General features: G+C 72.0%; 13 protein-coding genes. 7 read left to right on the top strand and 6 right to left on the bottom strand.

Annotated elements, in window-relative coordinates:
- Positions 1-169 precede the first annotated feature (169 nt).
- A complete protein-coding gene (locus ACQUQ1_RS03430; RefSeq protein WP_435062866.1) occupies positions 170-823 on the bottom strand; it encodes an HVO_0476 family zinc finger protein in 654 nt (217 codons plus the stop codon).
- 139 nt (positions 824-962) lie between these two features.
- Here ACQUQ1_RS03430 and ACQUQ1_RS03435 point away from each other — a divergent pair, with 139 nt between their 5' ends.
- On the top strand, positions 963-1,898 hold the full coding sequence (locus ACQUQ1_RS03435) for an ATP-grasp domain-containing protein (protein ID WP_435062867.1): 936 nt from the start codon (positions 963-965) through the stop codon (positions 1,896-1,898).
- Positions 1,899-1,946: 48 nt separating this feature from the next.
- On the opposite strand, the gene ACQUQ1_RS03440 is transcribed toward ACQUQ1_RS03435, so the two are convergent.
- Complete coding sequence (locus ACQUQ1_RS03440; protein ID WP_435062868.1) at positions 1,947-2,318, bottom strand: Hsp20/alpha crystallin family protein; 372 nt, start codon at positions 2,316-2,318, stop codon at positions 1,947-1,949.
- 136 nt (positions 2,319-2,454) lie between these two features.
- Between ACQUQ1_RS03440 and gap the strand changes: the two genes are divergently transcribed.
- Complete coding sequence (gene gap, locus ACQUQ1_RS03445) at positions 2,455-3,513, top strand: type I glyceraldehyde-3-phosphate dehydrogenase (RefSeq protein ID WP_435062869.1); 1,059 nt, start codon at positions 2,455-2,457, stop codon at positions 3,511-3,513.
- Between the two features lie 110 nt (positions 3,514-3,623).
- Here gap and ACQUQ1_RS03450 read toward each other — a convergent pair whose 3' ends face one another.
- Positions 3,624-5,324: a sensor histidine kinase gene (locus ACQUQ1_RS03450; protein ID WP_435062870.1), complete on the bottom strand. Its 1,701-nt coding sequence runs from the start codon at positions 5,322-5,324 to the stop codon at positions 3,624-3,626.
- Between the two features lie 233 nt (positions 5,325-5,557).
- On the opposite strand from ACQUQ1_RS03450, the gene gcvT reads away from it, so the two are divergent.
- From gcvT to gcvPB, 5 genes are all read left to right on the top strand, one after another.
- Positions 5,558-6,673: a glycine cleavage system aminomethyltransferase GcvT gene (gene gcvT / locus ACQUQ1_RS03455; RefSeq protein WP_435062871.1), complete on the top strand. Its 1,116-nt coding sequence runs from the start codon at positions 5,558-5,560 to the stop codon at positions 6,671-6,673.
- 91 nt (positions 6,674-6,764) lie between these two features.
- Positions 6,765-7,139 (top strand): glycine cleavage system protein GcvH, encoded by a 375-nt coding sequence (gcvH, locus tag ACQUQ1_RS03460; RefSeq protein WP_435062872.1) that lies wholly within the window; start codon positions 6,765-6,767, stop codon positions 7,137-7,139.
- 196 nt (positions 7,140-7,335) lie between these two features.
- Entirely contained in the window at positions 7,336-8,355 is a 1,020-nt protein-coding gene (locus ACQUQ1_RS03465) for a hypothetical protein (protein WP_435062873.1), read from the top strand.
- 226 nt (positions 8,356-8,581) lie between these two features.
- Positions 8,582-9,922 carry an aminomethyl-transferring glycine dehydrogenase subunit GcvPA gene (gene gcvPA / locus ACQUQ1_RS03470; RefSeq protein WP_435062874.1) on the top strand — a complete coding sequence of 447 codons (1,341 nt, stop codon included), beginning with the start codon at positions 8,582-8,584 and terminating at the stop codon, positions 9,920-9,922.
- Positions 9,919-11,481, top strand: a complete 1,563-nt coding sequence (gene gcvPB / locus ACQUQ1_RS03475; RefSeq protein WP_435062875.1) for an aminomethyl-transferring glycine dehydrogenase subunit GcvPB — start codon at positions 9,919-9,921, stop codon at positions 11,479-11,481. Before gcvPA ends, gcvPB begins: the two co-directional genes overlap by 4 nt.
- Positions 11,482-11,677: 196 nt before the next feature.
- On the opposite strand, the gene ACQUQ1_RS03480 is transcribed toward gcvPB, so the two are convergent.
- From ACQUQ1_RS03480 to ACQUQ1_RS03490, 3 genes are all read right to left on the bottom strand, one after another.
- The gene (locus ACQUQ1_RS03480) at positions 11,678-11,872 is read right to left on the bottom strand and encodes a cold-shock protein (RefSeq protein WP_435062876.1); all 195 of its coding nucleotides are present in this window, start codon (positions 11,870-11,872) and stop codon (positions 11,678-11,680) included.
- A gap of 82 nt (positions 11,873-11,954) precedes the next feature.
- Positions 11,955-13,475, bottom strand: a complete 1,521-nt coding sequence (locus ACQUQ1_RS03485) for a carotenoid oxygenase family protein (RefSeq protein WP_435062877.1) — start codon at positions 13,473-13,475, stop codon at positions 11,955-11,957.
- A 159-nt stretch (positions 13,476-13,634) separates the two neighbouring features.
- The gene (locus ACQUQ1_RS03490) at positions 13,635-14,075 is read right to left on the bottom strand and encodes a universal stress protein (RefSeq protein WP_435062878.1); all 441 of its coding nucleotides are present in this window, start codon (positions 14,073-14,075) and stop codon (positions 13,635-13,637) included.
- Positions 14,076-14,439 lie beyond the last annotated feature (364 nt).

Raw genomic sequence — 14,439 nt, forward strand, 5'->3', positions numbered from 1 at the left:
CTTTCTTCGAAAAATATCTGGTGGCCCACGAATACGCGAACGCGATCGCAAAAATCTCCGGTACGCTCGCCCGACGACGCCGTCCTGCGGGCGGATGTCCGCGGTCGGCCGGTACCGTCGTCCGACCGCGCCCCGGCCCACCGGGTCGTCGACAGCCAGCGAACCCGACCTACCAGGCCGACCAGGCGGTCGTCCTCGTGTCGCGGGCGTACACCCGCTTCACGTCCTTCGCGTACACCATGTCGCCGTCGTGGTCGAACTTCTCGTGGCGGTAGTCGTCGCTCGCCTCGTCGCGCACCTGCACGCCCTCGATCTCGATCTCGTCGTCGCCGAACGAGACCGTCTCGCCGACGACGAACTCGTAGTCGCCGGGGACGTACACCTTCAGCGAGCGGGTCTCGTCGCGGCGGCCGTCCTTCGGGTGGACGGTGATGTTGACGGCGACGTTGTCGACGACGCGCGTCCAGACGGTCGCGGCGTGGTCGAGGTCGGACTCCTCGACGCGGCGATCGCCCGACAGCTCGATCGAGGTGACGCGCACCTGCTGGATCGCCTCGTCGGTCTCGACGATGAACTCGTCGCCGGTGGCGACGTGCTCTGCGGGGTCGCCCGACAGCGACGCGGTGTAGGACTCGCCGTCCTGAGAGACGACGACGTCCACGTCGACGGTCTCCGGCTCGGGGACCTCGATCTTGTGGGTGTGGCCGCACGCCGTACACTGCACCGTGGCGTGGCCGCCGGGCTTCAGCACCTCGTGGGGCGTCTCCTCGGCACAGCCCGGGCACTCGGCCGGGACCTGCGAGGGAACGTCGGAGTCGCTCATGTCGGTGGCTACCGCCTCGGGCCGTAAGAAGCCTCGTTTCTCCGGATGCGCGTGCGGCGGCGTGTCGCGGCGGGGGCGCCCGTCGAACGGCCGCGGAGCCGAACCGCTATACGCCGGGCGGCCCACGACCCGATAGCAGATGACGACCCCCCCGGCCGATCCGGACCTCCGCCTCGCCGTCACGACGCGCGCGGAGACGTTCGAGCGCCTCCGCGAGCGACTGGCCCCGCACGGCATCGCCGTCGAGCACGTCCGCGTCGACGAGCGGGTGCTCCGCGTCGCCGGCGGCGACGGGGACGGGACAGCCGGCGGCGGCGACGGGGACGATCCGGCCGACGAGTTCGCGGGCTTCGACGCGGGGTGGGTGTACCCCTCGCGGCTGATGGAGGGGGCGGTCGTCGACGCCCGCCTGGGCGTCCCGTGGGTGAACGGCCGCGAGGCGGTCCTGACCTCGCGCAACAAGGCGGGGACGCTCGCGCGCCTCGCGGACGCCGGCCTCCCGGTGCCCGACACCCGGCTGGTGTCGAACCCGGTGGACGACGACGCGGTCCTGGCGGCGGCCCAGGAGGTGGGATACCCCCTCGTCGTGAAGCCCAACTCCGCGACTCGCGGGGTCGGCGTCGCGAAGGTGGGCGACCCCGACTCCCTGCTTGGGGTGACCGACTACCTCGACCTGGTCCACGACTACCGCGCGACCGGCGACAAGTCGTTCCTGCTTCAGGAGTTCCTCCCCGGGGCGACCGACTACCGCGCGATGGTGGTCGACGGCGCCTACGCCGGCGCGGTCGAGCGTCGCCTCCCCGAGGCGGCGCTGGCGGAGGGGAGGTGGAAGCACAACGTCCACCGCGGGGCCGTCGCGGAGGGCGTCGACCTCGGGGGCGACGCCCGGCGGCTGGCCGAGCGGGTCGCCGGGACGCTCGACGTCCCGCTGCTCGGCGTTGACCTGCTGGAGTCGGACGGGCGCCTCGTCGTCTCCGAGACGAACGCCAGACCGACGGTCGACGCGGCCGAGAAGTACCGGGAGGGGTTCGACGCGGACCTCGCGGCGCTGGTGCGGCGGACGGCGGAGCGGTAGGTCGGCGGAGCGGCAGGTCGGCGAACCGGGGCGGGCGGCGTCCTCGCGCTACTCCACGTCGATGTCCGCGGAGGGTTCGACCGCGTCGAACGTCACCTCGAGGACGCCGTTGTTGAACGACGCCGACGCGGAGTGCTCGTCGACGCGGACCGGGAGGCGCACGCGCTCGTCGAAGCGGCGGCCCTCGCCCTCCGCGGAGATGGTGAGGACGGTCCCGTCGCACTGGAGGTCGATCCCCTCCTTGTCGACGCCGGGCAGGTCGGCGACGACCCGGAGCGTGTCGCCCTCCTCGTACACCGACACGTGGGTCTCGCCGGCGAACCCGGCGTCCCCGCCGGCCCCGGCGCCGGTCATCTCGCTCATCATCCGCTCGATCTCCTCGAAGATGTCGCCGAACGGATCGTCGCGGTCGTCGCGCATTCTATCCGTGGTAGTTCGTTCCACCGAATAAGCCTTCTCCCCGCGTCTGACGGCAGACTCGTGAACTGACCGACACGTCGTCGGCCGTGCCGCGACACCCGCAAGCGATAAGTTCCCGGACATCAGTAATTCGGATATGAGTAAATCGTACCTCGCGGCGGGCGACGACGTCGACGACCCCGTCCGTGTCGGGCTGAACGGGTTCGGCCGGATCGGTCGCAACGTCTTCCGCGCCGTGCTGGAGGATCCCCGCATCGAGCTCGCCGGGATCAACGACGTGATGGAGGGCGAGGAGATGCGCTATCTCGCCTCCTACGACTCGGTCATGGGCCGCCTCGACGGCGTGAGCTACGACGCCGACGCGCGCGAGCTGAGCGTCGGCGACACCGCCGTCCCGGTCCTCGACGAGCAGGACCCCGCCGACCTCCCGTGGGACGACCTCGACGTGGACGTGGCCCTGGAGTGTACCGGCGTCTTCCGGACGAGGGGGGACGCCGAGCGCCACGTGGAGGCCGGCGCGGACGTGGCCGTCATCTCCGCGCCGCCGAAGGGCGAGGAGCCGGTGAAGCAGCTGGTGTACGGCGTCAACCACGAGGACGAGTACGAGGGCGAGTCGGTCGTCTCCAACGCCTCGTGTACGACCAACTCCGTGACGCCGGTCGCGAAGGTGCTCGACGAGGAGTTCGGCATCGAGTCGGGGACGCTCACGACGGTCCACGCGTACACCGGCAGCCAGAACCTCGTCGACGGGCCGAAGGCGAAGACCCGTCGCGGCCGCGCGGCCGCCGAGAACATCGTCCCCACCTCGACGGGCGCGGCACAGGCCGCCACCGAGATCCTGCCGCAGCTGAAGGGCAAGCTCGACGGCATGGCCATGCGCGTGCCCGTCCCGAACGGCTCGCTCACGGAACTCGTCGTGGACCTGGAGGCGTCGCCGTCCGCCGCGGAGATCAACGACGCGTTCCGCGACGCGGCCGACTCGGGCCCGCTGGCGGGCGTGCTCGGCTACACGGACGACGAGGTGGTCAGCCGCGACATCCTCGGGCTCCCCTTCTCCTCGTACGTCGACCTGCAGTCCACGAACGTCGTCGGCGACGACGACGAGGGGATCGCCAAGATCCTCACGTGGTACGACAACGAGTACGGCTTCTCGAACCGCCTGCTCGACGTGGCGGCGTACGTCGACGCCTACTGAGCGGCCGGACCGCCCGCGCGAGTCTCCCCTTCCCGCACGAGTCTTCCCTCTCGGTGAGTCGCCCTCCCGCAGAACCGTCCGGGAACGCCGACGGCGTCGCCGTTCCCCGGCTATCTCCCGGCGACGGACGCCGATTCGCCCGACGCCCCGTCGGGGTTCTCGGCGTCGACCTCCGTGTACGCGTCCGACACGACGAGCCGGACCCCGCCCTCGTAGTCGGGGTCCACCTCGGCGCTCCAGCCGTGAACGCGCGCCAGCGTCCGGACGTTCGGAAGCGCGATCCCCGCCTCCGCGTCGGGCACCGCCCCGCCGTACTCGAAGAACGCCTCCGGGTCCATGTCGGGGTACTCGTCCCCGTCGCCGGCGACCGAGAAGCCGTCCTCGCGGAGGCGGACCGCGATCCGGTCGGCGTCGTTGTGGACGCCGAAGCGGAACGCGCTCGCGAGCAGGGAGGCGAGGCGGTCGGGGTCGGCCTCGATCCGGCCCTCCGCGTCGCGCACGAGCTCCGCCTCCCCCGTGTCGACCGACGACCAGGCCTCCTCGACGGCCGCGCCGAACGACACCGGCTCGGTCGCCTCGACGGTCCGGCCCTGCCGGGCCACGTCGGCGAAGTCCTCGACGAGCCGCTGCATTCGCTGGGCGGTCCCGGACGCGGTCCGCAGCGACTCGCGGGCCGACTGCACGTCCCCGGACTCCAGCTCGGCGCCCGCGACGTCGACGCGGCCCGCGACGATCTGGAGGGTGTTGAGCAGCTCGTGACGCATCGCGGCCGCGAGCGATTCGAGCTGGTCGTTCTGCCGCTCCAGCTCCCGCCTGCGCCGCTCGGTGTCGGTCACGTCGCTCACCATCGCCAGCTTCCCGACCGAGCCCCCGGCGCGCACGAACTCCGTGGTGGAGACGAGGTAGTATCGCGCGTCGCCCCCGTCGCGGCGTTCGAGGAGTCCCTCCTCGTCGGCGACGGCCGAGGCGAGGTCGGGGAGAAGCGATCCCAGCTTCCGTCCCTCCGCGCCCCGCAGTTCCGGGAACCGCTCGCGGGCGAGGCCGTTCGCCTCCCGGACGCGGTCGTCGCCGTCGAGGTAGATCAGCGCGTCGTCGACGCCGTCCGACAGCTGTATCGAGAGGAACCGGTCCTCGAAGACGTACAGCGTGCCGACCGCGAACACGGCGACGCCGACGGGCTCCAGGCTCAGGTCGGGGATCCGCGCGCTCGCCATCTCGACGAGGTCGAACGCCACCGGGAGGGCGGTCGCGCCGACGAGCGCGGCCAGCGGCCGCGTGTCGAAGTCCGCCTCGAGGAACTGGTCGAACAGCATGAAGAAGCCGACCGAGACCAGCGAGTACGACAGCCCGGTGACCACCCAGTGGACGAGCCCCTGCTGGATCGCGAGGTGGGGGAACGGCGTCGCCATGGGTTCGGCGGTGAAGTACAGGTTGTGGTAGGGGTTGGTCAGCTTCACGGCGACGATGCCGACGTAGACGGCGACGGCGAGCCGGCGGTACGTCCGGTTCCGGTGGAACGACCGGCCGGTGTACGCCGAGCAGAAGTAGAGCCACCCGCCGACGGTGGTGAGCCCCACGATCAGGCCGGCCAGGTACAGCGCGTACTGGAGCGGCCCGGTCGGGGCGAGCAGGTAGCCCAGCTGCGCGGCCGCCCAGCCGCCGCTCGTGACCAACAGCGCCACGAGCCCCACACGCGTCTCGCGGTCGTCCACCGCCCTCGCGCGGCGGAGCGCGACCGCGCAGCCGACCACCGCGACGACGTACGCCAGCACGTACCAGTAGAACGATCCGCTGCTCACGAGTTCGACCATCTGTCCGGAGACGATCCCTCGGTCGACTTAGGTGATGGCCTCGGATTATCAGAACGGATTGACGGCGGGCCGGGTTTGCCGCGTTCACCGGCGGGCGTCGAACGGTTCGGCGTGCTCGACCCGCCCGGGCCCCTCGCGCTCGGACGGACTCCGGCGGTCGCCCCCGGTCGGGGGGACCGCCGCGCGGACCGGAAATACCAAACCATTACTCGTCCCCGGCCGACCTCGCGGGTATGACGCTCCGGAAGCCGCCCCTCCGCGAGGCCCACGCCGAGCGCGGCGCGAAGTTCACCGAGTTCGGCGGGTGGGACATGCCCGTCGAGTTCGACTCCATCCGCGCCGAGCACACGGCGGTGCGCGAGGCCGCCGGCACCTTCGACGTCTCTCACATGGGCGAGATCGAGGTCGCGGGCCCCGACGCGACGACGCTCATGCAGCGGCTCACGACCAACGACGTGACCGCCCTCTCCCCGGGCGACGCGCAGTACGCCGCGATCGTCCGCGAGGACGGGGTCATGCTCGACGACACCGTCGTCTACCGCCTCCCCGACGAGGAGCGCGGCGGCAGCACGGTCCCCGCGTACCTGTTCATCCCGAACGCCGGCCACGACGCCGAGATGCACGAGCGGTGGGTCGACCACAGGGACCGGTGGGACCTCGACTGCGAGGTCCGAAACGTCACCGAGGACTGGGCGATGTTCGCGGTGCAGGGCCCCGAGGCGCCGGGCCTCGTCGCCGACGCGGTCGACGAGGGCGGCCCGGACGTGCTCGACCTCTCGAAGTTCTCGGCGACGTTCGCGCCGCTGGCGGGCGCGGAGTGCTGGGTCGCCCGCACCGGCTACACCGGCGAGGACGGCTTCGAGGTGCTGTGTCCGTGGGAGTCGGCCGGGGAGGTCTGGGACCTGTTCGCGGCCGGGACGACGCCGTGCGGCCTCGGCGCGCGCGACACGCTCCGCATCGAGCAGGGCTTCCTCCTGTCGGGGCAGGACTTCCACCCCGAGGACGAGCCGCGGACGCCCTACGAGGCGGACATCGGCTTCGTCGTCGACCTCGACACCGACTTCGTCGGGCGCGACGCGCTCGCCGAGCAGCGCGAGGCCGGCGTCGAGGAGACGTTCGTCGGCATCGAACTGCTCGACCGCGGGGTGCCGCGCCACGGCTACGACGTGACCGACGAGGACGGCCACGTCGTCGGCACCGTCACGTCGGGAACGATGAGCCCCTCGCTCGACAAGCCGATCGCGCTGGGCTACCTCCCGACCGACCTCACCGACCCCGGGACCGAGGTGACCGTCGTGGTGCGCGGCCAGCGCAAGCGCGCGAAGGTCGCGCGCGTCCCGTTCGAGTAGCGCCGTCGACACGGGGGCGGCCGTTTCCCCCGGCGACCCGGTCGGGTTCGGATACACCCAAGTACCCTGCCCCCGGCAACACGGGTATACGATGAGCTTCGAGGTACCCGACGACCTGCACTACCGCGAGTCACACGAGTGGATCGACCCGGAGACCGGCCGCGTCGGCATCTCCGACTTCGCGCAGGACGAACTCGGCGACGTCGTGTTCGTGGAACTGCCGGGCGTGGGCGACGCTCTCGACGCGGGCGCGGAGTTCGGCGTCATCGAGTCGATCAAGGCCGTCTCGGACCTGTACGCCCCCGTCTCCGGCGAGGTGACCGCCGTCAACGAGGCGCTGTTCGACGCGCCCGAACTCGTCAACGAGGACCCCTTCGGCGAGGGGTGGATGCTCGAACTCGACTTCGAGGAGGGGGACCTCGACGACCTCCTCGCGGCCGAGGAGTACCGCGAACAGATCGAGTAGGGACGGGGCCCCGGCGACGCCGGGACGTGCCTCGCGCCGTCGCCCGCGCGGGCGCCCGAGAACCGTCCGGCGCCACGTCGACCCGCATCGCGTCGACCGTCCGGCCCCCCTCGACCGAGCCTCCGCCGTCGCGATGTCTGAAACGGCCCTTTTAGTCTCCGCGGACTTCTTGGGCCGCTGTCGTGTAGTCGGCGGCATGTCCCTCGACCGCCGCTCGTTCCTCGCGACGACGGCGACCCTCGCGGCCGCCGCCGCCGGCGGCTGTACCGGCTGTGCGGCCTCCCCGACCGCCTCCCTCCGCATGACCGCCGAGACGGACGCCGGCCTCGCCCGCGAAGCCCTCCACACGTTCGGCGCGGACGCCGGCGACGGGGCCGAGGCAGAGCCGGATCCCGCCGGCGACCTGGCGGTCCGCGTCGTCGAGGAGGGGGCGGCGACGACGGAGGGCACCGACGTCCCGCTCCCGACCGACCGCCCGGTCGTCGTGGCCGGCGAGGGCGTGTACCGCTTCGCCGCAGAGCGCGTCGACTCGCGGGAGGTGCGCTCGTTCCCGGTGACGGTCAACCCGATCCGCGTCGACAAGGGCGAGGAGACGCCCGGCCCGGCCGACCGGATCCGGTTCGCGGACCTCCCGGCGGTGGACAGGGCACAGTTCCGGGAGTTGGGGTTCGTGGACGAGCGCCCGTTCGGGATCGGGACGAGCCTCTCGTACCGGCCGGCGGCCGTCGAGGAGTCCGTGCTCGTGCCCGAGCCGAAGTATCCCGTGATCGTGTGGCCCGACGGCCCGGCGCGGATCGAGGTCGACGGCGGCTCCACCTACACGGTGTACACGTACGAGCTGACCGCCGAGCGGATCGACTCCGTGGCAGCCTTCGGCGCGGACGTCCGGGAGCGGTTCGGCTTCTCGCTGGCGGTGCTCCCGCGCGAGGAGCGGGAGATCCTCGACGCGGCCGTCGATCCGGAGACGCCGGCACCCGACGGGGACGACTACTCCGGGTACCACGTCGCGGCCGACGAGGAGCCCTCGGAGTCGTTCCGGTCGCTCGTGGACCGCTTCCGCGCCCGCGACCCCGTGCGCTTCGAGTGGGAGCCCGACCGGGCGGCGTGGCGCGCGAGCGGCGAGTACGTCGTGCGCTACGACGGGGCCGTCTACTGGGCCGACCTCTCGGTGGAGGAGTCCGCGTTCACGGAGACGCCGACGGGCACCGCGGAGTGACGTACGGGGGGACCTCACGCGTCGTCGGCCGGGCCCGCTCCGCGGCGGGGTCGGGGCGTCCGCGTTCCGGGTCCGGCCCGCGGCGACGACGGCGCGTCCGCGCCACAGCCGGCCGCACCGCCCGGGAACGAACGACTCTTGGTGGGCGCGTCGTAGGCACGTGTATGGACAGACGTGGACGCGGAACGCCGGCGGACCCGCACGGACGTGACGGGGTGGACTCCCGATGAGCGGACGGAGCGCGGACGCGACCGGGTCGCCGTTCGCTCCCCACACCGCCGAGGAGACGGCGGCGATGCTGGAGGAGCTCGGCGTCGACTCGGAGGCCGACCTGTTCGACATCCCCGACGAGGTCGCCTTCGACGGGGAGTTCGGCATCCCGCAGCGCGGCGAGCGGGAGGTCGTACGCGACCTCCGGGAGACGTTCGCGCGCAACGACGACCTCACGGAGTTCCTCGGGCGGGGCCACTACTCCCACTACGTGCCCGCGGTCGTCGACGACCTCTCCTCGCGCTCGGAGTTCCTCACCAGCTACACGCAGTACCAGCCGGAGATCACGCAGGGCTTCCTCCAGGCGCTGTTCGAGTACCAGTCGATCCTCGTCGAGCTGACGGGCCTGCCGGTCGCCAACTGCTCGATGTACGACGCCGCGACCGCGCTGGCGGAGGCGGCCCTGCTCGCCGACCGCGTCCGGAGCGCCTCCGGGTCGACCGTGCTCGTCCCCGAGGACCTCCGCGACGGCAAGCGCGCCACGCTCGACAACTACGTCGACGGCTCCGACCTGACGGTGGAGACGTACCCGTACGCCGACGGCACCGCCGACCTCGACGCGCTCGCGGGGCGCGTCGACGCGGACACCGTCTTCGTGTACGCGGAGACGCCGACCGTGACGGGCGCCGTCGAGCCCGCGCTGTCGGCCGTCGGCGACCTGGCCGACGAGCACGACGCGCTCTACTGCGTCGGCTCGGACCCCGTCGCGCTGTCGCTGCTGGAGGAGCCGGCGTCGGTCGGCGCCGACGTCGTCGTCGGCGAGGCGGGCGCGCTCGGCCTCCCCACGAGCTACGGGATGGGCCTGGGGCTGTTCGCCTGCCGCGACGACTTCCTCCGGCAGGTGCCCGGTCGCCTCGTCGGCGCGAGCGAGGACGCCGACGACCGCCGCGCGTTCACGCTCACGCTCCAGACGCGCGAACAGCACATCCGCAAGGAACGGGCCACCTCGAACATCTGCACGAACCAGGCGTGGGTCGCCCTCCGGGCGGCGATGCATGCGGCGTACCTGGGGCCCGACGGGCTGTCGGACCTCGCGGAGACGTGCGTCCGCGAGGCGGCGGCGCTCGCGGACGACCTGGACGCGCTCGACGGCGTGACGGCGCCGCTGCACGACCGCCACCACTTCCGCGAGTTCGCCGTCGGCGTCGACGACGCGCCCGGCGTCGCCGCCGGCCTGCGCGAGCGCGGCTTCGCGGTCCACGTCCTCGACGACGAGACGCTACAGGTGTGCGTGACAGAGGTGAACGCGGGGGCGGCCGACGACCTCGTCGCCGCGTTCGCGGAGGTGACGGCATGAATTATGATCAGGCCCGCTACGGCGACGACGAGCGCAACGAGCCCCTGCTCTCCGAGAAGGACTCGACCGAGGTGGACCCGGGTGCGGGCTCGGCGCTCCCCGACGACCTGACCCGGGACTCGCTGGAGCTTCCGGGGCTGTCCGAGCCGGAGCTGGCGCGCCACTACACGCGGCTCTCCCAGATGAACTGGAGCGTCGAGGCGGGGCCGTACCCGCTGGGCTCGTGTACGATGAAGTACAACCCCTCGTTCGCGGACGACGTGGCCGCCGACCCGAACGCGGCGGTCCACCCGGACCGCGACCCCGGGACGGTGCAGGGGAACCTCGAACTCCTCCACGGCCTCCAGGAGTACCTCGCGGAGATCGGCGGCATGGACGCGGTGACGCTCCAGCCGCCCGCGGGCGCCGCCGGCGAGTTCACCGGCATCGCGATCGCGAAGGCGTACCACGAGCACAACGGCAACGACCGCTCGGAGGTGATCGTCCCGGCGTCCGCCCACGGCACCAACTTCGCCACCGCGGCGATGGCCGGCTACGACGTGGTCGAACTCCCCTCCGGCGAGGACGGCCGCGTCGACGTGGAGGCGCTGGAGGCGGCCGTCTCGGAGGACACCGCCGCGCTGATGCTCACCAACCCCAACACGGTGGGGCTGTTCGAGCGCGACATCGTCGAGATCGCCGAGGTCGTCCACGACGCCGGCGGCCTGCTGTACTACGACGGGGCGAACCTCAACGCCCTGCTCGGGCGCGCCCGCCCCGGCGACATGGGCTTCGACATCATGCACTACAACGTCCACAAGACGTTCGCCACGCCGCACGGCGGCGGCGGCCCCGGCGCGGGGCCGGTGGGCGTGGTCGAGGAGCTCGCCGAGTTCCTGCCGCGGCCGCGGGTGCGGCGGGTCGGCGCGTCCGGAGCCGCCGCCGGCGACGCGGCGACCGCCGCCGACGGCGGCGCGCTCGCCGACCCGGACGACACGGACGAGGCGTCCGACGGGAGCGCCGACGGCGCCGACGGCGACCCCGAGTACGAGCTGTTCGCCCCCGAGCGCTCCATCGGAAAGGTCCACGGCTTCTCGGGCAACTGGCTCGTGCTCGTCCGGGCGTACGCGTACATCCGGCGCCTCGGCGACGAGGGGCTGCTCGACGCCAGCGCGAAGGCGACGCTGAACGCGAACTACCTCGCCTCGCTGCTCGACATGGAGGTGCCGTACGGCCCGTTCCACCACGAGTTCGCCGCCACCGCCGGCGACCGCGACGCCGCGGACGTGGCGAAGGGGATGCTCGACTACGGCGTCCACCCGCCGACGACGAAGTGGCCCGAGATGGTGCCGGAGGCGATGCTGACGGAGCCGACCGAGGTGGAGAACAGGCGGTCGCTGGAGGACCTGGCGCGCGCGTTCAACGAGGCGATGGCCGACTCCGACGAGGCGCTCCGCGAGGCGCCGACGAAGACGGCGTCGCGCCGGGTGGACCAGACCTCCGCGGCGCGGAACCCGCGGCTGTCGTGGCAGGCGCTGGGCGAGGCGCGCGGCGCCTCGGGGAACGCGAGCGGGGAGTGACACGACCCGCGAGCGGGGGGAGAGGAGGAGTAACGACTTCGCCGTCGCGCTCACGGGACCGCAGGTTCGGACGCACCGCTCGACGTGGCGAGCGTTCGATACGACGGTCGGCGGCGACGCTCCCGGGCGTGCGGTGTGGACGCGTCAAAATCGAAGTAACCGGTCTGCGTCGCCGCCGCGGCGACGCGAAGTCGGCTTAGTTGCGGACGACGTTCGTCGCGCGCGGGCCCTTCGGGGCCTGTTCGATGTCGAATTCGATCTCCTCACCCTCCGTCAGATCCGGACCGCCAACGTCCTCCATGTGGAAGAACACGTCGTCGTCCTCGTCCTCGGTCGAAATGAAACCGTAGCCGCCAGTGTCGTTGAAGAAGTCAACCGTTCCGTTTGCCATTGCAAACAAACGTAACGGGCGTCGGGGGATAACCCTTCCGAGGGTCGTGGTACCACGAGGGTTCGGTCGGCCCGCGGACGCCCTACCTCGACGCGCTCGCCTTCAGCTCCGGGAAGTACCGCCCGTGGAAGTCGAACGGCACCGCGTGCGGGAGGCGCGCCCTGGCCCGCTCCGTGAACGTCTCGCCGTCGAGCACGACGAGCGACGAGCGACCGGTCGCCGGGTCGCCGTCGACGCCGACGCCCTCCTCCAGCGTCACCGCGAGGACGACGCCGTCGTCCTCGACGTCGCCGTCGGGGTTCGGGACGAAGATCGGCTCGCCGAAGTAGCCGCCGTCGTCGAACTCGGTCGCCTCGCCGGTCTCGGTGTCGAGCTTCAAGATCCCCCGCGCCCACTCGTTCACAGGGCGGTCGGTGCTCATCGCGTAGACGTAGCGGTGGCGCCGACACCACCGCGCGGGTGACACCGTCGGCAGCGCCGTGCCGCCGTCGTACAGCGTCTCCCGGGTCACGCTCGCGTCGCCGACGCGGTAGCGCCCCGACCCGGCCGCGCTCCCGAGGTCGACGACGAAGCGGTCCACCCCCGCGCCGAGGGCGCCGAAGCTCCCCGCGCGGAGCCGGTCGAGGTACAGCGAGTCGACCGTCGTCGCGTCCGGCACCGTCTCCAGGTCGAAGACGACTTCCCGGCCGCCGTCGCGCTCGAAGGCGTTGACGTGGTGGAAGCCGAAGACGGCGTCGGTCGTCGGGTCGGCGACCACCTCGCCGGTCGTGCGCTCCAACACGATCACGCGCGTCCCGCGCTCGGGCTCCCACTCGAACTGCTCGATGAAGGGGCGCTGTCGCCCCGGCGTGAACAGCCGGAGGGGGTCGAGCCGGAGGGGGAACTCCGCGATCACGACGTACCGCGGCGTGAGCGCGAAGCTGTGGAGGTACGCCGGCTTCTCCGTCGGGACGCTGCCGACGTGGCGGCGCTCGCCGTCCGGCGTCAGCGCGTGGACGTGGTAGCGGCTCGTGCGCCCGAACGCCGTCTCGACGTTGACGAGCGTGCCCGTCGCGGGGTCGCGCTTGAGGTGCGCGCACGCGAGTTGCCCGGTCGGGGCGTCCCCCTCGTACTCGTCGTCGCCGAGGGCGTCGAGGGTGTCCGGGTCGAACCGGACCCGCCGGGGCGACTCCGTGAGCGCGAGGTAGTCGTCGCCGACGCGCTCGACGACGATGTTCGCGTTGTCGTAGGGGTCGCGGAGGAACGTGGCCAGCCGCGAGCGGAGGGTAGTCTCGCCGGTTGCGAAGCCGCCGTCGAACTCCCCCGCGCGGGCGGCCTCGTAGGCGTCGGTGCGGAGGAAGCGGTTGCGGTAGTGGACGGCGTCGCCGTCGACGGCGTCGCCGCCGGCGCGCCCCCCGCCGCGGTTCCCGGGGTCGAAGGTGAACCGGTACAGCATCGCCAGCCCGTCGAACCAGTGGTCGACGGCGCTGCCGTCGGGGAACGAGAACGCGCCCGGCCCGTTGCGGATCAGGCTGCCCGCGAGCCAGTCGGGGAGCGACCCATCGACCGGGAGCGTCTCGGCGGTCTCCTCGTGGAGCGAGTGGAAGCCGGGGTGGGCGGTCACACCCACGGCAGGGGCGCGAGCGGCTAATCGGTGTCGGCGGTCGCGCCCCGCCCCGGTCGGGACGGTCGCCGGGTCGCCTCATACTGTCGGACGTAAGCATTTCAAGAATTTCGCCACCTCGGGGTGGCGAATATCTTCACGAAGTTACGTCCGACAGTATCAGCGGACGACCGTCACGGGGACCGGCGAGCGTCGGGTCACCTTCTCGGCGACGCTCCCGAGCAGCATCCGGCTCAGCCCGGTCCGGCCGTGGCTGCCCATCACGACCTGATCCACCTCGGCCTCGTGGTCCTCGATGTACTCGAGGATCGTCGGCGCGGGCCGGCCGACGAGCCGAACGGTCTCCGCCTCAACGCCCGCCTCGCGGGCGCGCTCGGCCGCCTCCTCCAGCAGTTCGTCGCTGGCCTCCTTGGCCGACTCCTCCAGCCGCTCGGAGTAGTACGGCTCCATGCCCTCGTCGTCGCCGGCGGAGATCCACCGCGTCGGGTCGACGACGTTGACGAGCACGAGCGTCGCGTCGGGGTGGACCGCCAGCGCGTGGTCGAGCGCCTTCGTGGAGTGGTCCGACCGGTCGAGGGGGACCAGGATGCGTCGGGTCACGTCGCCCCCCTCTCGGGGGAGGGACTACGGCGTTTCGGTCGCCTCGACGCCCGCGGCGGCTCGCGCGTCCCGCGGTCGGCCGCCGACCGACGGCGGTCGCCGCGCCGGTGTGGCAACCGGTGACAATTAAGGGGCCTTCAGGAGTGGAAACCGATTATAGAATATTATCATTATAGTTCGTTACATTTATTGTGTCCTCGCGGCTCGACGGAGGTGAGGCGACACAGCATGGGTGTACACGACCGGAAACACGCCGCACGCGCACAGCATCCGACGACCGACAGCGACCCGCCGACGCCGCCCACCCCACCCGAACGACCCACACCATGACGTTCAACCCGAACCCCGAGACCGACCTCGACGA

Origin of the sequence: Halobaculum sp. EA56 (assembly GCF_051195075.1) — an archaeon.
Taxonomy (GTDB): Archaea; Halobacteriota; Halobacteria; order Halobacteriales; family Haloferacaceae; genus Halobaculum.